The following is a 23,291-nucleotide window of genomic DNA, read 5'->3' as shown; positions in this document are numbered from 1 at the left end:
AGTTATTTCAAAATGCCCCCCTATCCCCTTAAAAAAATAAATTTTATAACAAAATGACCAGTGCCCCAAAAGTCAAGGACAAACCCGCTTGAAAAGGAAACCCCTAAGCTTTTAAACTCAGGGGAACGCTCTTAGAAAAATCAGCGTTTCACAGAAACGATCACTTTAAGCCCCAAAAAAGCAAACTCAAAGTATAATGTTTTCCAAGAGCGTTTGCCATTTTTTGATCGCATGGCATGCTCCTTACAATATTGGTCTGCCCCATAAAGCCACTTATGGGGCGTGATGAAATCCTACAACAAACCCCCTTAAAACTTTTAATTTTACAAACGCTAAAACAAGATTAAAAAATTGAATGAAAAGATAAAAAAATTAACGCCCCAAAAGTCAAGGACAAACCCGCTTATAAAGGAAACCCCTAAGCTTTTAAACTTAGGGGAACGCTCTTAGAAAAATCAGCGTTTCACAGAAACGATCACTTTAAGCCCCAAAAAAGCAAACTCAAAGTATAATGTTTTCCAAGAGCGTTTGCCACTTTTGCGTTTCATGGCATGCTCCTTTTGACATAGGATTTGCCCCATATCGCAACTATGGGGCGTGATGAAATCCTACAACAAACCCCCTTAAAACACCCCTAGATCGCATCCAATACACATGCCAAACCATGAAGTTTTACGCCCCATTATGACCACTCATTAATAAACCTAATCTTTATTGGATAGAAAACAGAGCCATTTGTCAATCATCAAAAGAGGGATTTTAAAAGTTTAAAAATCCAACGGAGTTAAAAAAGTTAGTTTAAATGGATAAATTTACTGGATTAAAAGAAGGAGCTAAAAGCTAGGAGTAGCCCTAAGGCCACCCCCACAAACGCCACAATCAATATTGTTGGTTTTGTTGTTGTGCTTTTTGTTGTTGTTGTTGGTGTGCTTGTTGCTGTTGCTGTTGTTGAGCTTGTTGCTCTGCTTGTTGTTCGGCGTGTTGTTGCGCGTTATGGTGATGGTGTTCGCCGCCGTAGTAATGGTGGTGGTGTGCGTGGTGATGGTGGTGGTGTTGGCTGTTAGCCTGTTGCTGTTGTTGTTCATGGTGTGCCATGATGACTCCTTTAATTGAAATTTAATTCTAGCTCACTGGCTAGGATTTCATTCTATAATGCAAAATCTAACCAATTATTAACGAAAAAGATTTTAATACTAATTTTTAACACGAGCGCCAATTCAAGTGCTCCTATTGTCAAAACTACCAACATCTTTGAATGAAAAAAGCTATAATAAAGAAGTTGCATTAAAAAGGAAAGACAAATCCCCTTTTTAAGGTATAATATGAGGAATTTTAGAAGCGCTTCTTATGGTAGTAGCTAAAAAGTCTTTAGGACAGCATTTTTTAACGGACGAGTCGTTTTTAGACAGGATCGTTAATGCTTTGCCCCCCTTAAACCCGTTAAAATTGATTGAAATCGGCGTGGGGCTAGGGGATTTGACTCTTAAGTTGTTGGATCGCTATCCTTTAAAGACTTATGAGATAGATGGCAACTTGTGCGAGAAAATGCGATCAAAACTAAAGGTGCAAAAAAAGCCTTTTGGGTTAGAATTAGTGGAAAAAGACGCTCTTTTTTTGAAAGAAGAAGAGCCTTATTTTTTGATCTCTAATTTGCCTTATTATATCGCTACTAGGCTTGTTTTAAACGCGCTCAAAGACCCTAAATGCAGGGGCTTATTGGTGATGACGCAAAAGGAAGTGGCGCTCAAGTTTTGTGCTAAAGATTCACAGAACGCCTTAAGCGTTTTAGCACACGCCATAGGGAACGCTACCCTTTTGTTTGATGTGCCGCCTAGCGCGTTTAGCCCGCCTCCAAAGGTGTTTTCTAGCGTGTTTGAAGTGATTAAAGAGCCGCTGAAAGAAAAGGCGTTAGCTTCACTAGCCCAAGTGCCATTTTTTGAAGAAGCCCTACAAAAAGGGTTTGAAACATTAGAAGATTTTTTGAAAGCTTGTTTCTCATCTCCTAGGAAGACGCTTTCAAACAATCTTAAAAAAAGCGTTTCTTATAAAGAAAAGCTTGATAAGGTGTTAGATTTTCTAGCGTTAGAAAGCCAACCAACAAGCGTGAGGGCGTCTGAGGTAAAAGATTATCTCAAGCTCTTAAATTACCTTTTAAAAGGCTAATGCCTTTTTAAAAAATTGAAATGAAGGAATAATCGTTATGACTGATAACAACCAAAACAATGAAAACCATGAAAACAGCAGTGAAAATTCACAAGCTGATGAGGCGCGAGCCGGAGCGTTTGAGCGATTCACCAACCGCAAAAAGCGTTTTAGAGAAAACGCGCAAAAAAACGCAGAGTCTTCAAACCATGAAGCGTCTTCGCACCATAAAAAAGAGCATCGCCCCAACAAAAAACCAAACCACCACCACAAAGCTAAACACGCCCCCCAAAAAACACGAAATTACGCCAAAGAAGAGTTGGATAACAACAAAGTAGAGGGCGTTACGGAAATTTTGCATGTGAATGAGAGAGGGACTTTAGGCTTTCATAAGGAGTTAAAAAAGGGCGTTGAAGCGAATAACAAGATCCAAGTGGAGCATTTAAACCCGCATTATAAGATGAATTTAAACTCTAAAGCGAGCGTTAAAATCACGCCTTTAGGGGGATTGGGCGAGATTGGGGGGAACATGATGGTCATTGAAACCCCAAAAAGCGCGATCGTGATTGATGCGGGCATGAGCTTCCCTAAAGAAGGGCTTTTTGGCGTGGATATTTTAATCCCGGATTTTTCCTATTTGCACCAGATCAAGGACAAAATCGCCGGTATTATCATCACCCATGCCCATGAAGATCACATAGGGGCCACGCCTTATTTGTTTAAAGAGTTGCAATTCCCCCTTTATGGCACGCCTTTGAGTTTGGGGTTGATCGGGAGCAAGTTTGATGAACATGGTTTGAAAAAATACCGCTCGTATTTTAAAATCGTAGAAAAGCGCTGCCCCATTAGCGTGGGCGAATTTATCATTGAATGGATCCACATCACGCATTCTATCATTGACAGCAGCGCTTTAGCGATCCAAACTAAAGCCGGAACCATCATCCACACCGGCGATTTTAAAATCGATCACACCCCGGTGGATAATCTGCCCACGGATTTGTATCGTTTAGCGCACTATGGCGAAAAGGGCGTGATGCTTCTTTTAAGCGATTCCACCAACTCCCATAAATCCGGAACTACACCGAGTGAAAGCACCATAGCGCCGGCTTTTGACACGCTTTTTAAAGAAGCGCAAGGGAGGGTGATTATGAGCACCTTCTCTAGCAATATCCACCGGGTCTATCAAGCCATACAATACGGCATTAAATACAACCGCAAGATCGCTGTGATCGGGCGCTCTATGGAAAAAAACCTAGACATCGCCAGAGAATTAGGCTATATCCATTTGCCTTATCAATCTTTTATTGAGGCCAATGAAGTCGCTAAATACCCGGACAATGAAGTCTTAATCGTAACGACCGGCTCACAAGGCGAAACCATGAGCGCGCTTTATCGCATGGCGACTGATGAGCACCGCCACATTTCTATCAAACCCAACGATTTAGTCATCATCTCCGCTAAAGCCATTCCTGGCAATGAAGCGAGCGTTTCAGCGGTATTGAATTTTTTGATCAAAAAAGAAGCTAAAGTGGCTTATCAAGAATTTGACAATATCCATGTGAGCGGGCATGCCGCCCAAGAAGAGCAAAAGCTCATGTTAAGACTCATTAAGCCTAAGTTTTTCTTACCCGTGCATGGGGAGTATAACCATGTTGCGCGCCACAAGCAAACCGCTATTGCTTGTGGGGTGCCTGAAAAAAATATCTATTTAATGGAAGATGGCGATCAGGTGGAAGTTGGCCCTGCGTTCATTAAAAAAGTCGGCACGATTAAAAGCGGTAAAAGCTATGTGGATAACCAAAGCAATTTGAGTATTGACACTAGCATCGTGCAGCAAAGAGAAGAAGTCGCTAGCGCCGGGGTGTTTGCGGCTACGATTTTTGTGAATAAAAACAAGCAAGCGCTTTTAGAAAGCTCTCAATTTTCCAGTTTAGGGCTTGTGGGCTTTAAAGATGAAAAGCATTTGATTAAAGAAATTCAAGGGGGCTTAGAGGTGTTATTGAAATCCAGCAACGCTGAAATTTTGAATAACCCTAAAAAATTAGAAGATCACACTCGTAATTTCATCAGAAAAGCGCTCTTTAAAAAGTTTAGAAAATACCCGGCTATTATTTGTCATGTCCATGCTACCTGATTACAACGCTATCGCCGCGCAAGTCTTAAAAGATGAAGCGAGCGCGCTTTTAGAAAGCGTTAAGCAATTCCAAAAACCTAACGATTTAGAAGCGATTGTCAAGCTCATTTTAAAAAGCCAAGAAAAAGGGGGTAAGCTTGTGATAGTGGGCGTGGGTAAGAGCGCTTTAGTGGCGCAAAAAATCGTTGCTTCTATGCTAAGCACCGGTAACAAAAGCGCGTTTTTACACCCCACAGAAGCCATGCATGGGGATTTGGGCATGGTGGAAAAAAACGATGTGGTTTTAATGATTAGCTATGGGGGCGAGTCTTTAGAATTATTGAATCTGGTGAGCCATTTAAAACGCTTGAGCCATAAAATCATCACTTTCACTAAAAGCCCCACCAGCTCGCTCTCTAAACTCGGCGATTATTATTTGAGCTTGAAAATTAAAAAAGAAGCTTGCCCCATTAACACCGCTCCAACGACTTCTACTACCCTAACTCTAGCGTTAGGCGATGTTTTAATGGCATGCTTGATGCGAGCGAAAAATTTTAGCCAGGAAGATTTTGCCTCCTTTCATCCGGGCGGGCTTTTAGGCAAAAAGCTTTTTGTCAAGGTTAAAGACTTGTTGCAAACCACGAATCTCCCCCTAATTCTTCCTAACACAAGTTTTAAAGACGCGCTCATAGAAATGAGCGAAAAACGCCTAGGCAGCGCGATTTTAGTCAATGAGGCTAACGAGCTTGTGGGGGTATTAAGCGATGGCGATGTCCGTAGGGCGCTATTAAAAGGGCTTAGCTTGGAGAGCGAAGTGAGGCATTTTGCCACTTTAAAACCTAAAAGCTTTAAGAATTTAGACACTCTTCTTTTAGAAGCGTTAGAATTTTTAGAGCGCCATAAGATCCAGCTTTTAGTGTGCGTGGATGATTGCAATAAGGTTTTAGGGGTCTTGCACTTGCACCAACTTTTGGAATTAGGGCTTAAAGCATGAAAGCGAGCATTTATGATTTCACTCTAAAGGAATTGAGCCAGCTTTTAAAACCGAGTTTTAGGGCTAAACAGCTTTATTTGTGGCTCTATGCGAAGTATAAAACAAGCTTTAAAGACATGCAAAATAATTTTTCAAAAGACTTTATCGCTTATTTGGAGCAAGAATTTACTTTGCGCACGATAGAAATCGCGCATGTGAGGGAGAGTGTTGATGGCTCTAAAAAATACCTTTTTAAATCTTTAAGGGACAACCACACTTTTGAAGCGGTGTTGTTGAAAATGAAAGACAAAAAGATTGATGAAGAAACTAACGCCGTTTTAGAAGGGGAAAAGTACACCGTGTGCGTGTCTTGTCAAATCGGCTGTCAAGTGGGTTGCTCGTTTTGTTTCACTCAAAAAGGCGGTTTTGTAAGAGATCTCAAAGCGAGCGAGATTATCCAGCAAGCCCTGCTCATTAAAGAAGACAATAACCTCCCCATTGAAAAAGCGCTCAACATTGTTTTTATGGGAATGGGCGAGCCTTTGAACAATTTAGATGAGGTGTGTAAGGCGATTGAAATTTTTAATACCGGCATGCAAATTTCACCCAAAAGGATCACCATTTCCACGAGCGGCGTAGCCGATAAAATCCCCATTTTAGCGGGCAAAAATTTAGGCGTGCAATTAGCCATATCCTTACACGCCGTAGATGACAAAACGCGCTCGTCTTTAATGCCCTTGAATAAAAAATACAACATTGAATGCGTTTTGAATGAAGTGAGGAAATGGCCTTTAGAGCAGCGAAAAAGAGTGATGTTTGAATACCTTTTAATTAAAGATCTAAACGACAGCTTGGATTGCGCTAAAAAACTTTTAAAACTTTTAAACGGCATTAAATCCAAAGTGAACTTGATTTTATTCAACCCGCATGAAGGCTCTAAATTTGAACGCCCTAGCTTAGAGAGCGCTAGAATGTTTGCGGATTTTTTAAACGCCAAAGGCTTATTATGCACCATTAGAGAGTCTAAAGCTTTGGATATTGAAGCGGCTTGCGGGCAATTGAGAGAGAAAAAACTCTCTCAGCAAATTTGAAAACTCTTTTTTGTGAGGTTTTGTCTTTTTTCTAATGGGGGGTGTTGATTTTTTAAAATTTATGGATTAAAAATTAGCGTCAAATTTTCTTTCATTAACAATTAATTAGATTTTATATTGTAGAATAAAATCCTAGCCAGTGAGCTAGAATTTAAATTTTTAATCAAAGGAGTCATCATGGCACACCATGAAGAACAACACGGTGAACACCACCATCACCACCACAGCTCTCATCATGAAGAAGGTTGTTGCAGCACTAGCGATAGTCATCATCAAGAAGAAGGTTGTTGCCACGGGCATCACGAGTAATATCGGTGTGGCTAGGGGCAACTTGACTAGGGTTGTCTCTAGCTTTGATTTTAAGATACAATCATTCCATTCTAACCCATTCTGATCAAACCCATTAAATCCAATCCAACCAACACGCTTGGTTTTTATTTTTACAAACATTCATTAATGTTAAAAATACTCATTAATGCCTATAAAAAGTAATTTTTTATCCAATAATATTGTTAAGATTTTTAATTTAAGTTTCAACATTTTACAATATTCAAAATATTAAAACAATTTTTCAATCAAGGAAAGGGTATGCAAGTTACCCCCCCATTTTTTAAAACCCAATAAGAAATTTTTATTTTTGGCTTTTTATTCTGTGCTAGGGTTTAATCTTAGCCACGCTATAGATGAGAGCGGGCTTAATGAACTCGTTGGAAAGAAGGTTCAAGAAGCTTTAGCGAAAGAAAAAGCTAAGGCTAAACATCAAAGAGTGGATAAAAGCGCTTTTTTGCCGGTCTTGGCTATAGCGGGATATTTTCATGGAATTTAGCCTATAAAGATAGTTTTGTTTTGCTGCCTCACTCTCACTTCAATTTTGGTGGAAGACTCTTAGAAAGAAAAGATCCCAGCACAATCTTAAACGGCTTTAATTTTAAGGTGGGGTATCAGTATGCCGCTCCTGTTAAGATTAAAAAAATGGGTTTTGGCGTTAGGGGAGGGTTCCAATATTCCTATAAAGCGGGCAATTACATGGAAAAAGATAAATACCAACAATACTTATTTGGAGTGATACCCATAGACACAATAAGTCCTGTTTCTTTTTTTAATGGTGGTATGATAACAATGTCAACTTACAGCTTTTTTATGGATTTTTTACACAATGTGTATGAAAATGAGAAGTTTTTCATCGGTTATTTTATAGAGGCTGGGCTAGGGGGTGAGAGCGTAACAGCCAAGGTTCTTAAAGATTTTGGTTAATATATTAGCGCAATTAGCGCAATTTCAGGGCTATGGCTCACTAGGGCTAAGGATGGGCGATAAGCGCCACACGCTAGAATTGAGCGCGAGCATCCATGGCGACGCTCCTAGTTGTTCTTTAAAAAAGCTAAAGAGTTGCGAAAGTGTGAGGGTTTTACAAGCAAAAATCCCTAGGGGCATTTTTGAAAGCTATGTTATTTGGAGCGCGGATTATGTTTATCGGTTTTAAAAGTTTTTGAAAAATTAATGGCTTTGTTCCAATTGAATAGGGGTAATAAAATCTAAAAAATACTCAAGATATTTTTTTACAATCTAATCATAAAGAGCTTACGAAAAGCGAGCGATCACTTCATGCTTTATGGTTCCAACCCCCATGCGTCTTTAAAAGAAGCGTTTTTAAGCTTTAAATTCAAGCTCCCTTCAATCCATTGGGTATTAGCCCCCTTTTCGTTGTTGTCAAATAAAAACACCCCTAAAAAGCCTCTAGGGGTTTTAATCAGGCTCAATTCCACGCTAGGAAGAACGATCCTGCTGTCAGGTCTGACTTCAAAGGCTAGGAAAAAAGGGCGGTTGTTTTTAAAATCATAGCCATTTTTGGTGTATGAATAGCCGGGGGTGCTTTGCAAGATGCCTTTTTGAGTTTCCACGCTAAAAGAATCCAAGTAATAAAACCCAGGCTCTAGCTTGAACGATTGGACTTTGGCTAAAGCGTAGCGGTTTTTCCATAAAAGCATGAAGCGCTCACTCCCCAACATGAACAAAGGCCCCCTAGGGTCTTTGAGCTTTGCTTTGGGGTTTTCTTTAAGCACTTCATTGTGTTTGGCGACAACTCCTCTATCCACTTTGCGCCAATAAGTGCGCACGCTTTGGCCTTGATGAGCGATATACATATTCACCAAACCAGGATGATGGCCTTTAGGGGGCAAGCAAGAGGCTAATAAAAAAGCCAATAACAAACTCACAATTTGAAACTTCAAGCAAATTCCTTAAAAAGAGTGGTGGCTGAATGCTAACATGCTAAAACTAAAACCCTAATAAGTTATGGATAAAAACTTAAAGAATAGGGTAAAATAAACGCATGCGAATAGACAAATTTTTACAATCAGTGGGTTTAGTGAAGCGGCGCGTTTTAGCGACAGATATGTGCAATGTGGGGGCGGTGTGGCTCAATGGGAGTTGCGCTAAACCCAGTAAAGAAGTGAAAATAGGCGATGTGATTAGTTTGCATTATTTAAAAGGGATAGAAGAATACACGATTTTACAAATCCCCACTTTAAAAAATGTGCCGCGAAAAGACACGCACCTTTATATCGCTCCTAAAACAAAAGAATAAAGATAAAAGACTAAGGATCAATCAGTGGAAGAATACAAAGACACTCTAAACTTAAACACAACCACCTTTTCTATGAAAGGGAATTTGAGCGTTAATGAGCCTAAAACTTACGCCAAATGGCAAAAGCAACAAGCGTTCAAACGCATGCAAGCTAGGAAAGATAACCATGGGGATTTCACTTTGCATGACGGGCCGCCTTATGCGAACGGGCATTTGCATTTAGGGCATGCCTTAAATAAGATTTTAAAAGACATTGTTATTAAAAGAGAATATTTTAAAGGGAATAAAATTTATTACACGCCCGGTTGGGATTGCCATGGCTTGCCCATTGAGCAGCAAATTTTAGAGCGATTGGAAAAAGAAAAAACGAGCCTAGAAAACCCCACGCTGTTTAGAGAAAAGTGCCGAGATCATGCGAAGAAGTTTTTAGAAATCCAAAAGAATGAATTTTTGCAATTAGGCGTTTTGGGGGATTTTGAAGATCCTTATAAAACCATGGATTTTAAATTTGAAGCGAGCATTTATAGGGCTTTAGTGGAAGTGGCTAAAAAAGGGCTTTTGAAAGAACGCCATAAGCCTATTTATTGGAGTTATGCATGCGAGAGCGCTTTAGCGGAAGCTGAAGTGGAATACAAAATGAAAAAATCGCCCTCCATTTTCGTGGCGTTTGATTTGAAAAAGGAGGGTTTAGAAAAGTTAAAAGTCAAAAAAGCGAGCTTGGTGATTTGGACGACCACGCCTTGGACTTTGTATGCGAATGAAGCGATCGCTTTGAAAAAAGACGCCCTTTATGCGCTCACTCAAAAAGGCTATTTAGTCGCTAAAGCCTTGCATGAAAAATTAGCCGCTTTAGGGGTGGTGGACAATGCGATCACGCATGAATTCAATTCCAATGATTTAGAATATTTGAAGGCCACCAATCCTTTAAACCAAAGAGATTCCCTAATCACTCTAGGAGAGCATGTCGGTTTAGAAGATGGCACAGGAGCCGTGCATACCGCTCCCGGGCATGGTGAAGAGGACTATTATTTAGGTTTAAAATATAATTTAGAAGTGTTAATGTCTGTAGATGAAAAGGGTTGCTATGATGAGGGCATTATCCATAACCAACTATTAGATGAAAGCTATCTGGGCGAGCATGTTTTTAAGGCTCAAAAACGCATTATAGAGCAATTGGGCGATTCTTTATTGCTAGAGCAAGAGATTGAGCATTCCTACCCGCATTGCTGGAGGACGCACAAGCCTGTGATTTACAGAGCGACCACGCAATGGTTTATTTTAATGGATGAGCCTTTCATCCAAAATGATGGCTCTCAAAAAACCTTAAGAGAAGTGGCTTTGAATGCGATTGAAAAGGTGGAATTTGTGCCAAGCAGCGGGAAAAACCGCCTAAAAACCATGATAGAAAACCGCCCTGATTGGTGCTTGAGTCGGCAAAGAAAATGGGGCGTGCCACTGGCCTTTTTCATAGACAAACGCACGAATAAGCCTTGTTTTGAAAGCGAAGTTTTAGAGCATGTGGCGAATCTTTTTGAAAAAAAAGGCTGTGATGTGTGGTGGGAGTATAGCGTGAAAGATTTATTGCCCCCTAGCCATCAAGAGGACGCCACGCATTATGAAAAAGTCATGCATATTTTAGACGTGTGGTTTGATAGCGGTAGCACCTTTAAGGCGGTTTTAGAAGACTACTATGGAGCAAAGGGGCAAAGCCCTAGCGATGTGGTTTTAGAAGGGAGCGATCAGCATAGGGGGTGGTTTCAAAGCTCGCTTTTAATCGGTTGTGTTTTAAACAACCAAGCCCCTTTTAAAAAGGTCATTACGCATGGCTTTATCGTAGATGAAAAGGGCGAAAAAATGAGCAAATCTAAGGGCAATGTGGTGTCTTTGGACAACTTGCTCAAAAAGCATGGGAGCGATGTGGTGCGTTTGTGGGTAGCGTTTAATGACTATCAAAACGATTTGAGGGTCTCTCAAACCTTTTTCATTCAAACAGAACAGCATTATAAAAAATTCCGCAACACCCTGAAATTCTTACTCGCCAATTTTAGCGATATGGATCTCAAGAATTTAGAACGCTCCCATGACTTTAGCCCTTTAGATCATTTTATATTAGAGGCTTTAGAAACCATAAGCGTTGGAGTCAATAGCGCGTTTGAAGAGCATGATTTTGTGAAAGGCTTGAATATTTTAATGGCGTTTGTTACCAATGAATTGAGCGGGATTTATTTAGACGCTTGTAAGGATAGCTTGTATTGCGATAGCAAAAATAATGAAAAACGCCAAGCCATTCAAATGGTCTTACTCGCTGTAGCCAGTCAATTGTGCTACTTTTTAGCCCCGATTTTAACGCACACGATCGAAGAAGTCTTAGAGCATAGCGAGGTGCTGTGCGCGTTTTTACAAGCCAAAGACGTGTTTGATCTAAAAGGCATTAATATTTTAGAAAAACTCCACCTTAAAGAGTTTAAAAAACCAGAAAATTTTGAAGCCGTTTTGGCCTTGCGTTCTGCCTTTAATGAAGAGTTAGACCGATTGAAAAAAGAAGGCGTGATCAAAAATTCGTTGGAATGCGCTATTGAAGTAAAAGAAAAAGCGTTGCGTGAAAATTTAGTAGAAGAATTGCTGATGGTGAGCTTTGTAGGGGTTGCAAAAGAAAAAATAAGCGAAACGCCAGCATTCACGCTCTTTAAAGCCCCCTTTTATAAATGCCCCAGGTGTTGGCGTTTTAAAAGCGAGCTAGAAAACACCCCTTGCAAGCGTTGCGAAGAGGTTTTAAAAGAGCGATGATAAAAGGATAGGGCTTTTGGAAACTTTACAAACCCATAGAGTTTTACAAGCCCTAATTGGCCATTTTACCCCTTTTTTAGAAAGCGGGATCACCGAGCTTATCATCAATACCGAGCAGGAGCTTTGGCTTTATAAAATCAATAACACCCGAGAAAAAAGAGGGCATGCACTTTTTGATAAGGCGTTTTTATTGAGGTTTTGCGAGCAATTGGCCAGTTTTAGAGGGTTGTTTTTTGATGAAGAGCACCCCACTTTAAATTGCTCTATCCCTTTCACGCACTATAGGGTGAGCGCGAATCACTTCAGCATCACTACCAACAATCAAATCACGCTCAATATCCGTGTGCCTAGGCTTAAGCCCTTAAGTTTAGAGGATTTCACTTTCAAAGTAAGTAACCCAGAAAGTTTGAAAGATTTAGCCCTAAAAGGGCATAACATTCTCATTAGCGGGGAAACTTCAAGCGGTAAAACAAGCTTACTCAACGCTCTTTTAGACTGCGTCAATAAAGATGAAAGGGTGGTGAGCGTTGAAGACAGCCAAGAATTGGATTTAAAGGCGTTTAGTAATTGCGTGGGGCTTTTAGTGGGCAAGCAAGAGAACACGCGCTTTAATTATGAAGACGCTCTCAATATGGCCATGCGCTTAAACCCAGACAGGCTCATTGTGGGCGAGATTGACACCAGGAATGCAGCGCTCTTTTTGCGTTTAGGAAACACCGGGCATAAGGGCATGCTTTCAACCATTCACGCTAATAGCGCTCAAAACACTTTAGAAGCCCTTTCACTGAATTTAAGCATGCGTTATACGCATTCTTTAGATAAGGATTTGATGCGAGCGTATTTTAAAAGCGCGATTGATGTGATCGTGCATGTGAATAGAATCAACAATGAGCGCCAAATCGCTGAAGTCTTATGGACTAAAGAGCTTTAAATGCCCCTAAAATCCTTAAAAAACCGCTTGAATCAGCATTTTGATCTATCGCCTCGCTATGGGAGCGTGAAAAAAATCATGCCTAATATCGTTTATGCGGATGGTTTTAACCCGTCTGTGGGCGATGTGGTGAAGATTGAAAAAAGCGATGGCAGCGAATGCATGGGAATGGTGGTGGTGGCAGAAAAAGAGCAGTTTGGTTTCACGCCCTTTAATTTTGTAGAGGGGGCTAGGGCTGGCGATAAGGTGCTGTTTTTAAAAGAGGGGTTGAATTTCCCTGTGGGCCGTAATCTTTTAGGGAGGGTGCTTAACCCTTTGGGGCAAGTCATTGACAATAAGGGGGCGCTAGATTATGAGCGATTAGCGCCTGTCATTACAACGCCTATAGCCCCTTTAAAAAGAGGCTTGATTGATGAGGTTTTTAGCGTGGGGGTGAAGAGCATTGATGGGCTTTTGACTTGCGGTAAGGGGCAAAAATTGGGCATTTTTGCCGGCTCTGGGGTGGGTAAATCCACGCTAATGGGCATGATCACTAGGGGTTGCTTAGCGCCGATTAAAGTGATCGCTTTGATTGGGGAAAGGGGCAGAGAAATCCCTGAATTTATAGAGAAAAACTTGAAAGGGGATTTAAGCTCTTGCGTGTTGGTGGTCGCTACGAGCGATGATAGCCCTTTGATGCGCAAATACGGGGCCTTTTGCGCGATGAGCGTGGCGGAGTATTTTAAAAACCAAGGGCTAGACGTGTTGTTTATCATGGATTCAGTGACTCGTTTCGCTATGGCTCAAAGAGAAATCGGATTAGCCTTAGGCGAACCGCCCACTTCCAAAGGCTACCCCCCATCCGCACTTTCTTTATTGCCTCAATTAATGGAGAGGGCGGGCAAGGAAGAAAATAAGGGGAGCATTACGGCTTTTTTTAGCGTGCTAGTAGAGGGCGATGATTTGAGCGATCCCATAGCCGATCAAGCAAGGAGTATTTTAGACGGGCATATTGTCTTAAGCAGGGAATTGACCGATTATGGGATCTACCCGCCTATTAATATTTTAAACTCCGCATCAAGGGTGGCTAAAGACATCATCAGCGAGTCTCAAAACCTTTGCGCGAGAAAATTCCGCCGTTTGTATGCGTTATTGAAAGAAAATGAAATGATCATTCGCATCGGCTCTTATCAAATGGGGAACGATAAAGAGCTTGATGAAGCGATTAAGAAAAAGGCTTTAATGGAGCAGTTTTTAGCGCAAGATGAAAACGCCTTACAGCCTTTTGAACAAAGCTTTCAGCAATTAGAAGAAATCTTAAGATAAAAGGAATGTTATGGAATCACAACTCATGAAACTCGCCATTGAGACTTATAAAATCACTTTGATGATTTCTTTACCGGTATTGCTAGCGGGCTTGGTGGTGGGGCTATTAGTCAGTATTTTTCAAGCGACCACTCAAATCAATGAAATGACCTTGTCTTTTGTGCCTAAGATTTTAGCCGTGATTGGGGTGCTGATTTTAACCATGCCGTGGATGACTAACATGCTTTTAGACTACACCAAAACCTTAATCAAGCTCATTCCTAAAATCATAGGCTAGAAAATGCTAGAAACTATCATTGATTTTTCCCGTTACAGTAGCGTGAAAATCGGCACGCCTTTAAAAGTGAGCGTTTTAGAAAACGATGATGAAATTTCTCAAGAACACCAGATCATCGGTTTAGCGAACAACCTTTTAATCGCTCCTAGCGCGAAAAATCTCGCCCTTTTAGGAAAAAACTACGATTATATTTGCGATCATGGCGAATGCGTTGAAATAGGGGGAGCGGCCAACTCGTCTAAAATTTTTAATTATTTTAGGGCGAATGATTTAGGGGGTTTGGAGTTTTTAGGGCAATTGCCTGGCACTTTAGGGGCGTTAGTTAAAATGAATGCTGGCATGAAAGAATTTGAAATCAAAAATGTTTTAGAAAGCGCTTGCGTTAATGGCGAATGGCTAGAAAAAGAGGCTTTGGGGTTGGACTATCGCAACAGCAAATTCAATGGCGTTGTTTTAAGAGCGAGGTTTAAAAAAACGCATGGTTTTAGACAAGAAGTTTTAAAAGCATGTCAAAGTATGCGCAAAAGCCACCCTAAATTGCCTAATTTTGGGAGCTGTTTCAAAAACCCGCCTAATGATTATGCGGGCAGGCTTTTAGAGGGCGCGGGCTTAAGGAGTTATTGTCTAAAAAGAGTGGGCTTTGCCAAAGAGCATGCGAATTTTTTGGTGAATTTGGGGGGCGCAGAATTTGAAGAAGCCCTAGATTTGATAGAACTCGCCAAAACCAGAGTGTTACAAGAATACGGCATTCATTTAGAAGAAGAAGTGAAGATTTTAAGGTAGGGTTGAAAGGCTTTATGTGGAATCAAGCTTATCCCTATTGATGAGAACAGAGCCTTATTATTATTTAGTCCTATCATAATTCATGTTGCCATAACAAACAATCCTTTTTCTTTGAGTGTCAAATTTGGGGCTAAAAAGGTTTTTACTCTCTATTTCATCTTTAGTGTGAATACCCACCAAAGGCAAAAGAGAGTGGATTAAATCATCGCTCATGAAAGGTTTGTTCAAAGCGTTTTTAATCAATTTGACTTTCTCGGGGTGCTTTTCTTTAAAAGTATCGCTCACATAAATCATAAAAAAGTATCGCTCACATAAATCATAAAAAAGTATCGTTCACATAAATCATAAAAAAGTATCGCTCACATAAATCATAAAAGGGATTTCTAATCCTGCTTTAGAGCATCTATGCCCATAAGTAGGGCCGCTTTCAAAAATATCTTGCGCATGATCGCTCAAATAAAACACAATAGCGTCTTTATCTTTAAAGAGGTTAAAAATCCCATTCAAAACAAAGTCGTTATAATAAAGCGAATTGACATAATCGGCAACGATTTGTTTGTCTCTATCGCTGTTTGCATGCAAATTAGAAAAAGACAAATCGCTTGGTTTGAATTTGGCAAAGCTTTTAGGGAAACGATCAGCATACCAAGAATGGGATCCAATCAAATGGAACACGATAAAATTCTTGCTTTTTAATTTTGGTTGGACATTTTTAGAATAAAATTTCACCAGCTCTTCATCGTATGCACCATAGTTTCCTAAAATATAGTAGCGGTTTTTAGAGCGACTAGAAACTAGATCTTGTATCAATGACCATTGATCGATGAATTGTTTTTCTAACCAAAAAGTTTCATAATGGGATCGCTTGAAAATGTCTATCATGTTGCGGTAATGATACCAAGGCTTATTCGTTTCGGCGTTGCTGTAATTGAGTAGGTTTTCAAAGACATCAGAAGTGCTACCTTCTTTGCTTATCGTGTCAGAAAACACGAACAGGTTGTTACTCTCTCTCTCTCTCTCGTTGGCGAGTTGGCTCAATAGGGGGTTATTAGGAACGCTATAGCCATAGAGTTGCATGAAATTTCTGCTCGCGCTTTCGCCGATGACTAAGACGACATTTTTAACATCGCCCGTGCTAGAAAGATAATCGCTTGGTAAATAAAGGTTATTTAAAAAGCTATAAAATTTTATGGTTTGTTGGCGATCAAACAAGCTCAAATAGGCGGAATAAAACCCCCTAGTTAAGGAAAGGGAAAACAATGATCTTTTTAAAATCGCATCGTTCTTTGTAAGGTGTTTAATGTTACGAACGCTCCCTATTGTAAGGATAGAAAGCCCTAAAACGCCCGCTATCACACCAGGCACAAGCGCTCTAAAGCGAATCATTTTAATAGTTACCAATAAGGCGATCAAAATAAAAGCGTAGTAAAACAAATAATTTTTATAGCTTTTTATAAACGCCATCGTTTCAGAGCTGTTTGTGGCTAAAAGCGTGTCAATCAAGCCTTTGGAAAAAGGCATTTTAAACATAAAGAGCGTAAAAATTTCGGCCACGCTAAAAATAATACCGCTTCCTATAAACAACCATTCTAATGAATATTTCAAGCGTTTTTTAGGGATTAGCGCGCAACCATAATACACCACAAACCCGATTAAAAAAGCGCCTAAAAAGCCTTTAGAGAAAGAAAACAAATCGCTATTTTTGTAAGCGTTAGAAAGGGCGTTGCAAAGAAGAAATATTAAAAATTTTTCATCTAAAGTTACGCTATTGGCAAAGAATTTTAAAAACTTCAATAATTTTTCCATGAATGTCCTTTAAGAAAGTTTGAAAACTTTTTTCAAAATATTTTTTATCCTAAAATAAAAATAATTTCTAATAGTTTGCGATCTTATGTGGGTTTTAAAAGATTGCATTTGTTGGTCTTTAGCCATTTCAAGGCGTTCTTTAAAAAAATCGTTTTTAAAAGGGGTGCAAAAAAGGTTTGCAAGCCAAAAACTCGCTTCAGCTTCATAGCAAATCAAACGCCCATTCAAAGAACTCACAGAACGCCACGGCTTGTGTTGGATGAAATGGAGCATGATGATGTTTTTAGGGTAGTGCTCTTTGAAAAAGTCAGAATAGCAATTATAATAAATAGGCAATTCTAAAATACGCTCTAAAAACACCATATTGATTAAACACTGCTCAGGGTAGAAAAGGTCTTTCCCCCTAGTTTTCAAAAACTCTAAAGCGGTTTTTTCAAACCCATTTTCGCGCCACAAATCTAAATTCGCCACCAAAAAGCCCATGTTAAAGCCTTGATGGATGCGTTTTAATTCGTTTTGGCTAAAGTGCGAAAAATCCATCTTAAAATTCTTACAAGCGCACTCAATAAAATCACAAAAGGCTTCAAAAGGAAGGTGGGAAAAAGTGTCTCTCACCATGCCAAGCAATTTAGTGGGGTCGTTATCTAGTGCAAAATAAGCGCTTGCAACATCGCCTAAAAACACCGTATCCACATCTATGGAAATGATTTTAGAATAATTAGGGAAGAGCGAAGCGAGCAAAAGCCGGCACAAAACAAGAAGCCCGCCATAACGCTTGGAGCAAGACTCATTGAGATAGCTTTCTATGGAATGATCGAGCGAATTGATATGGATAAACTCTAATGAAGCGAATGTTTTAAAAGGCTCGATGGTTTTTAAAAGCTTGTTTTGCTGCTCTAAAGTTACCCCTTTAACCAAACAATGGATTTTATACACGATGTTAGCGCCTAAAAGTTGGTTGCTTTGATTTAAGGGGCTAAAGTCTATCGCGCTCGTGTGCCTGCTCGCATGGGAGAGTAAGGAATAAAGGCTCACGCTAGCCCCTAGCGCGTAATTCTTATCAAAACTCATAAAAATAGGGATAATTTGATCGGGTAAATTTTGCGTGTCCATTTATCGCTCCCTTGTATCGCTTTTTGAGTGTTTTAAAATCGCATGCCTAACTTCTTTAACGCTCCCCGCATAAAGGTTATTGAATTGGGTTTTGTTGAAAGTGTTTTGGCGCTTGGCTAATTTCATGGTGTTAGAGGTAATCGCTTCTTCTAGCTCCTTTAAAGTGAGTTGTTTTTCTAAAAAAAGAATGCTCTCTTTAACGCCTATGGCTTTAAAAGGTTGCGAGTCTTTAGGGTATTTGGCATAAAGGGCTTTGATTTCTTCTATAAGCCCTGAATGGAGCATGTTTTTGGTGCGCTGTTTGATGTTGTTATGAAGCGCGCTTTTTTCAACAGACAGAGCGAATAATGAGATAGCATGCTCAAAGGGTTTTTTAGGATTAGCCTTAAAATACTCGCTTGGGGGCGTGTGGGTGGCATAAAAGATTTCTAAAGCCTTATGGATGCGGTAAGTGTCGTTTGGATGGATTTTAAAAGCCATGTTAGGGTCAATGGATTTTAAAAATATATAAGGGTTAGTGAGAGCGGCAATTTCTCGCTCTATTTTTACAACCTCTTCATCGCTCAGTTTTGGCATGCTACTCAAGCCTTCTAAAATGGATTTTAGGTAAAAACTGCTCCCTCCCACAATGAGTAAAATTTCTTTTTGGGATACTTTAATAGCGTCCTCTAAAAGGGTTTTAAAGAGAGAGGCGTTATTTTTTTCATCAATGTTAAGGTAATCTAGGGCGTAATGCTTGATATTTTTTCGTTCTTTTAAGCTCGGTTTAGCCGAAGCGATATTAATGTCTTTATAAATACTCAAAGAATCCAAAGAAAAGATTTCAGCGTCCAATTCCTGGGCTAATTCAATGGAAAGAGCGCTTTTCCCGCTCCCGCTAGGCCCTAGAAGTGCGATGAGTTTCTTAGGCGTTTTGATGAACGCTCTCCCTCTTGTAGGTGTTTAAAAACCCTTCTAAGTCAAATTTTTTACGGCATTCTTCGGTGAAAAGATGAATCATCAAATCCCCTAAATCCAAAATGATCCACTCTTCATTAGACTCATCTATTTGGTAAAAGACTTCGCCTAAAGGCTTAAGGGTGTTTTTAAGCGCGTCCAATAAAGAAAGGGCATGCTTATTCGCTAGCGTGGTGGCGATAATGACATCTTCTACCAAATAGGGGGTTTTAGACAAATCAATATGCGTAATATCAAAAGCCTTTTTTTCATCTAATAAAGCCGTAATCATTTCTATGCGTTGGTTCATGAGTTTCCTAAAAAATGGGTTAAAATAGCCTTATTATAACTCAAATCAAGGAAGATTAATGACCCCTGAATCAAACCTCAAATCCTTAGGCGCTAAAACGCCCTATATTTTTGAATACAACAGCGATTTACTAGAAGCTTTCCCTAACCCAAACCCCAATTTAGACCCCCTAATCACTTTAGAATGCAAGGAATTTACAAGCCTTTGTCCGATCACTTCCCAGCCGGATTTTGGCGTGATTTATATCCGCTACATCCCTAAAGATAAAATGGTAGAAAGCAAGTCTCTAAAGCTCTATTTATTCAGTTACAGAAACCATGGGAGTTTCCATGAGAGCTGCATCAATACGATACTGCTAGATTTAGTCAAATTGCTAGAGCCAAAGTATTTGGAAGTGTATGGGGATTTTGCCTCTAGGGGTGGGATTGCGATCAAGCCCTTTGTGAATTATGCGATCAAAGAATACCAGGACTTTAAAGAAAAACGCCTTTTGAATGCGAAATAACGCACAAAGATAGGGTTTTAAGATTAAAGCCGTTCTAAATTAAACGGACAAATTTAGAGAGAGAGTGAAAAAAGAGAAAAGAAAGGAGAGAAAATAAAAGAGATTAAAAAAGGAGAGCCACCCCAATAGGGGGGGGGTTATTCTACATTACCCTCCGCATTATTTAACTCCTCGCCTGTGATAATATCCCTCTCCTTAATCACATTACCCTCCTCATCATAGTCCTCATCTCTAAAACCATAAGACCAAAGATTATCGGCTAAAACGCCAGGAGTTAAACCCGCACATGTTAAATCATATTTAGTGATACCGCCATCGCATAAGAGTTGTGCCACAAATTTTGCCTCTTCTTTATTTCTCGGTAAAAATCTCGCCCACTCTTCCAAAGTAACACCATCACTCTTACCATCGGGTCTTTTTAAGTTTTTCGCATAAGTTTCAATCACTTTACAGAATAGAGTAACATCACCCATAAGCATATCATCAAAAGTATCAAAGAAACACTCATCAACATTTCTATTTTCAATCATAGCATTCCACTCCGCATCGCTATGATGCTTTAAATCCGCCATAAAAGAAAGCGAATGAATGATAATCAAACTCGCTTGAAACCCCACTCCACCATAACTCATAGGAGAGAATAACAAACCAAGTCTTTTGCTTCTTTTTTCGTTAGCGTAAGCATTAGCAAAGACCATAAAAGGACTAATGCTATCATCAGGGAAATCAAAGTCCAACTTGAATTTACTTTCTTTCCCTCCAGTAGTTGAAGTCCTTTCTTTAACACTCGGACCGCTCGTAACGATTTTAACATTTTTCAACAAATCATCTCCGCTTGTTTCGGCGTGATTATTCGCAACTTCATTCAAAGGTACTTCCTTAAACCATTTTAAGAATTTTTCGCTATTGAAAGCGTATGCGGCTTCGTTGCCTTTTTGGCTCCTTAAGGTTACACGATTAAACCCAATATTAATGACTTTAGCCTCCACCACTTTGTTATTGATTGTGGCTTTGACTGACGCGCCTACTTTTAACTCATTTTCGTTTTGAAAACCCATAAAATACTCCTTGATAAAAAATTTGTTTTAAAAATCCGCTATAATCACCCGTTTTAATGTTCTTTATCTTTTTGGCATGGCTTGTTCCTCCTTGTTGTGGGGTGGGCGTTTTTAAACGCCCCCTTATTTTTGGGTGATCGCATCATTTAATCTCTTTTAAAAGAGCGTTTTTAAAAGCTTTAATCACACTTTCACCCACCAATTCAGCGATGCGATAACGCGCGATCAAAAAGTCTAATAATTTTTCGCTCCTTTCTTTGATTTGCACGACCCCAAAAGAAGCGTTTTTAGCCACTTCTTTTTCACTATAAGAGCCTTTAAGGTATGCCTTTCTTTTTTCATTAAAAGGCTTGTTGCTTAAAGAGCTGTTAGCGTTTTTAGGAATTAAGAGCAAGTTCCCTAAAGCATGCACGATATGGGGATTTTTAGCCCAACTTTTTTCTTTAGCGCTATAGCCTTGATCGGGTTTTTGGGGCAAAATATGCTCAATGCTTTCTATACTGCTATCAAAATTCAGAGTCGTTTCAGGGTTATGGTATAGCTCGTATTCATAAAGCGAGTAATTCAGCGCATTTTTCCACTCATACCATTTTTTAGCATTATTAAAATTAATATTATTCTCAAGCAGTTTTAAACCACTATGCTCTCCCTTGAAAAAATGCTTCTCTAATGGCTGGAGATCTTCAATGGTTATTCTATCTTCCCAAGATCTATACGCTCTAAATGCTTGAAAAGCCAATTCAATCCATTCATTTTTGGCCGTATTCTTGCCAGCAACCCCATAAATTAAAAACCCGAAACGCTCTAAATATTCTAATAAGCCCTCTAATTCTTTGGTGGTGTAATGCCGTTCACTGCCACTTCTTACAGCAAGCTGTATGGTTAAAAGAGAGAGCAATAAGGGCAGAAAAGCGTTGTCGCTCAAAGCGTTTAAGTGCCGCATTTTGTCTAGCAAGCCGCGCATTTTAGGCGTGATTTCCATCTCAAGCTTTCTATTGTCATCAAAAATAAGGGCGATAGATTTTTCATCAAGCGTGTGCAAGAAATTCCAAACCTTAGAAGAATAAGAAAGATAAAATAACAAATCATCTATTTTTTCATATTCATCATCAAAGTTGGTGTTGTCGGTATATCTTTTATGAGCGTTAAACTCCATTTCCAATAACCTCTTCTTAAAATCCCCTTTCTCGCCATAATAATACGCCACGAAATGCTTTAAAAAACCCTCTAAATGATCGTCTTTAAAATGCCTCAAATCGTAATAAATCCTAGTGTAAGTGTCATTGATTTCGTTTTGAAGCTTTTCTAATTTTTTGCCATCGCAAATCTTGTGCGCCACAAAATGCAAGCGGTTTTTAAACAATTCTAAAGTGGATAGATCCTTGCCACGATTGTTAATCGTTTCAAAAGAGCTGAAAGGATCGATTCGGTTATCGTTCAATCCCACCACGCTAAAAAGCATTTTCTTTATAAGAGAATTAAACATTTTTTCAAGCGTTCCAATAGGCGTATCGCTGATTTTTTCTTTAAAGAATGCGTAAGCGTCAATCAAATTTTTAGCGTAAAAAGAAGTTTTGAACGCTTTTAAATCTTTTTCTTCTTCAGTGATCGCCCTAAAAGCTTCATTCAAACCATAATACTTATAAGACAGAATGGGTTCAAGGTTGATTAAAGAATATTTTGGGTCTTTGTTTTGGGTAATCTTGGCTAAAAGGCCCAGTAAAATCAGGCTTGTAGCCAATCGTTGCTGGCCGTCTATGATTTCAAAAGCACTGCTTTCAAACTCATTTTCAAGCTCTCTTAAGGTTAAGCTATGCATGTAATGGAATTTATCTCCCAGATTAGAGACATGCTCTAAATCGTTCCAAAAATCCTTTAATTGCCTTTCCTGCCATGCATACCCCCTTTGATAGCTGGGGATTTCAAACATGCCTTTTTCAATCACTCCGTCTAAGTCCAACAATTCCATTAAAATCCTTTCATAAGTTTATGGGTAAAAACCCATAATTCTTTAATTTTTTCGCTCAATCAGTTTTGGTTGCCTAAGCCTAGTGCTGTGCGTGAAATGCCAAGTGTTTTTATTGACTAATTCTTCGTATTCTTGGCTCCCTTTTTGAGCGCAAACGCCCTCAACCTTTAACGCTCCTTCTTCATCAATCCCAATAGTGTCATGGTCAATCTTTAGAGCAAAAACGCTCCGTTGGACTTCAGCCTCTCTAGTCGTTGAATCCTCATTCACAATGCCAATGATATAATCCGCTTTACGCATGAGTTCAAAATGCTTGTGCTGAGCCGCTTTGTTCCGTCGTGAGCGAAAATAGCCCAAAGTGCATTCATCGCACCACTCTTTAAATTCCTCATTTCCTGGAATGGTTCCTTTATACGCGCCTGAAACCATGCACAACAACAAATTGTATTTTTCATGCGCTTTCAAATCTTCTAACTGAGCCATCATCTCTCCTTTAAATTTAACTCTGTAAACCCCACTGATTTAAAAATGGGGCTTATGGAATCAAATGGTTTGAAAATGCGGTGCGGGTTTGAAAGGGGGAATAATAGGGTTAATGAAAGAGA

20 protein-coding genes and 2 pseudogenes are annotated in these 23,291 nt (G+C 39.6%); 13 read left to right on the top strand and 9 right to left on the bottom strand.

The window, feature by feature from the left end; all coding sequences use genetic code 11:
- Positions 1-879 precede the first annotated feature (879 nt).
- Positions 880-1,095, bottom strand: coding sequence for a nickel-binding protein HpnL (hpnL, locus tag H7N67_RS07460; RefSeq protein WP_080025346.1), 216 nt, complete (start codon positions 1,093-1,095; stop codon positions 880-882).
- Positions 1,096-1,347: 252 nt separating this feature from the next.
- Between hpnL and rsmA the strand changes: the two genes are divergently transcribed.
- The 6 genes and pseudogenes from rsmA to H7N67_RS07430 all read left to right on the top strand — a co-directional run bounded on the left by rsmA (position 1,348) and on the right by H7N67_RS07430 (position 7,802).
- Positions 1,348-2,163 carry a 16S rRNA (adenine(1518)-N(6)/adenine(1519)-N(6))-dimethyltransferase RsmA gene (gene rsmA / locus H7N67_RS07455; RefSeq protein ID WP_187939562.1) on the top strand — a complete coding sequence of 272 codons (816 nt, stop codon included), beginning with the start codon at positions 1,348-1,350 and terminating at the stop codon, positions 2,161-2,163.
- A gap of 37 nt (positions 2,164-2,200) precedes the next feature.
- Positions 2,201-4,276 (top strand): ribonuclease J, encoded by a 2,076-nt coding sequence (locus H7N67_RS07450; RefSeq protein WP_187939561.1) that lies wholly within the window; start codon positions 2,201-2,203, stop codon positions 4,274-4,276.
- Positions 4,260-5,249, top strand: coding sequence for a KpsF/GutQ family sugar-phosphate isomerase (locus H7N67_RS07445; RefSeq protein ID WP_187939560.1), 990 nt, complete (start codon positions 4,260-4,262; stop codon positions 5,247-5,249). Before H7N67_RS07450 ends, H7N67_RS07445 begins: the two co-directional genes overlap by 17 nt.
- Positions 5,246-6,319 (top strand): dual-specificity RNA methyltransferase RlmN, encoded by a 1,074-nt coding sequence (rlmN, locus tag H7N67_RS07440; protein WP_187939559.1) that lies wholly within the window; start codon positions 5,246-5,248, stop codon positions 6,317-6,319. The genes H7N67_RS07445 and rlmN overlap by 4 nt, the downstream gene beginning before the upstream one ends.
- 187 nt (positions 6,320-6,506) lie before the next feature.
- Positions 6,507-6,713 carry a hypothetical protein gene (locus H7N67_RS07435; protein WP_187939558.1) on the top strand — a complete coding sequence of 69 codons (207 nt, stop codon included), beginning with the start codon at positions 6,507-6,509 and terminating at the stop codon, positions 6,711-6,713.
- 243 nt (positions 6,714-6,956) lie between these two features.
- A pseudogene (locus H7N67_RS07430) lies at positions 6,957-7,802 on the top strand (outer membrane beta-barrel protein).
- 127 nt (positions 7,803-7,929) lie between these two features.
- Here the strand turns inward: H7N67_RS07430 and H7N67_RS07425 are convergent.
- Complete coding sequence (locus H7N67_RS07425) at positions 7,930-8,550, bottom strand: hypothetical protein (protein ID WP_187939557.1); 621 nt, start codon at positions 8,548-8,550, stop codon at positions 7,930-7,932.
- 101 nt (positions 8,551-8,651) lie between these two features.
- Between H7N67_RS07425 and H7N67_RS07420 the strand changes: the two genes are divergently transcribed.
- From H7N67_RS07420 to H7N67_RS07395, 6 genes are read left to right on the top strand one after another with little or no spacing between them, the layout of a single operon-like run.
- Entirely contained in the window at positions 8,652-8,906 is a 255-nt protein-coding gene (locus tag H7N67_RS07420) for an RNA-binding S4 domain-containing protein (protein ID WP_001217173.1), read from the top strand.
- 24 nt (positions 8,907-8,930) lie between these two features.
- Positions 8,931-11,693, top strand: coding sequence for an isoleucine--tRNA ligase (ileS, locus tag H7N67_RS07415; RefSeq protein ID WP_187939556.1), 2,763 nt, complete (start codon positions 8,931-8,933; stop codon positions 11,691-11,693).
- Positions 11,694-11,709: 16 nt separating this feature from the next.
- Positions 11,710-12,624: a CpaF/VirB11 family protein gene (locus H7N67_RS07410; RefSeq protein ID WP_187939555.1), complete on the top strand. Its 915-nt coding sequence runs from the start codon at positions 11,710-11,712 to the stop codon at positions 12,622-12,624.
- Positions 12,625-13,929, top strand: coding sequence for a flagellar protein export ATPase FliI (gene fliI, locus H7N67_RS07405; protein WP_187939554.1), 1,305 nt, complete (start codon positions 12,625-12,627; stop codon positions 13,927-13,929).
- Positions 13,930-13,939: 10 nt separating this feature from the next.
- A complete protein-coding gene (gene fliQ, locus H7N67_RS07400; protein WP_000445741.1) occupies positions 13,940-14,206 on the top strand; it encodes a flagellar biosynthesis protein FliQ in 267 nt (88 codons plus the stop codon).
- A 3-nt stretch (positions 14,207-14,209) separates the two neighbouring features.
- Complete coding sequence (locus tag H7N67_RS07395) at positions 14,210-14,989, top strand: UDP-N-acetylmuramate dehydrogenase (protein WP_187939553.1); 780 nt, start codon at positions 14,210-14,212, stop codon at positions 14,987-14,989.
- A 60-nt stretch (positions 14,990-15,049) separates the two neighbouring features.
- Here the strand turns inward: H7N67_RS07395 and H7N67_RS07390 are convergent.
- From H7N67_RS07390 to rsfS, 4 genes and pseudogenes are all read right to left on the bottom strand, one after another.
- Positions 15,050-16,795: pseudogene (locus H7N67_RS07390) on the bottom strand (phosphoethanolamine transferase).
- Positions 16,796-16,804: 9 nt separating this feature from the next.
- Positions 16,805-17,908: a glycosyltransferase family 8 protein gene (locus tag H7N67_RS07385; protein WP_187939552.1), complete on the bottom strand. Its 1,104-nt coding sequence runs from the start codon at positions 17,906-17,908 to the stop codon at positions 16,805-16,807.
- A complete protein-coding gene (miaA, locus tag H7N67_RS07380) occupies positions 17,909-18,805 on the bottom strand; it encodes a tRNA (adenosine(37)-N6)-dimethylallyltransferase MiaA (protein WP_187939563.1) in 897 nt (298 codons plus the stop codon).
- 7 nt (positions 18,806-18,812) lie between these two features.
- Positions 18,813-19,154, bottom strand: a complete 342-nt coding sequence (gene rsfS, locus H7N67_RS07375) for a ribosome silencing factor (protein WP_001076139.1) — start codon at positions 19,152-19,154, stop codon at positions 18,813-18,815.
- Positions 19,155-19,212: 58 nt separating this feature from the next.
- On the opposite strand from rsfS, the gene queF reads away from it, so the two are divergent.
- On the top strand, positions 19,213-19,659 hold the full coding sequence (gene queF, locus H7N67_RS07370; RefSeq protein ID WP_000187333.1) for a preQ(1) synthase: 447 nt from the start codon (positions 19,213-19,215) through the stop codon (positions 19,657-19,659).
- Between the two features lie 137 nt (positions 19,660-19,796).
- Here queF and H7N67_RS07365 read toward each other — a convergent pair whose 3' ends face one another.
- From H7N67_RS07365 to H7N67_RS07355, 3 genes are all read right to left on the bottom strand, one after another.
- On the bottom strand, positions 19,797-20,717 hold the full coding sequence (locus tag H7N67_RS07365) for a hypothetical protein (RefSeq protein ID WP_187939551.1): 921 nt from the start codon (positions 20,715-20,717) through the stop codon (positions 19,797-19,799).
- A 142-nt stretch (positions 20,718-20,859) separates the two neighbouring features.
- Complete coding sequence (locus H7N67_RS07360) at positions 20,860-22,686, bottom strand: DUF262 domain-containing protein (protein WP_187939550.1); 1,827 nt, start codon at positions 22,684-22,686, stop codon at positions 20,860-20,862.
- Positions 22,687-22,728: 42 nt separating this feature from the next.
- Positions 22,729-23,169, bottom strand: coding sequence for a hypothetical protein (locus H7N67_RS07355; RefSeq protein WP_042637112.1), 441 nt, complete (start codon positions 23,167-23,169; stop codon positions 22,729-22,731).
- Positions 23,170-23,291 lie beyond the last annotated feature (122 nt).

The organism is Helicobacter pylori (genome assembly GCF_014498195.1).
GTDB lineage: Bacteria > Campylobacterota > Campylobacteria > Campylobacterales > Helicobacteraceae > Helicobacter > Helicobacter pylori_DO.
The sequence above is the reverse complement of the archived record's forward strand: the minus strand, read 5'-3'. Positions and strand labels throughout refer to the sequence as shown.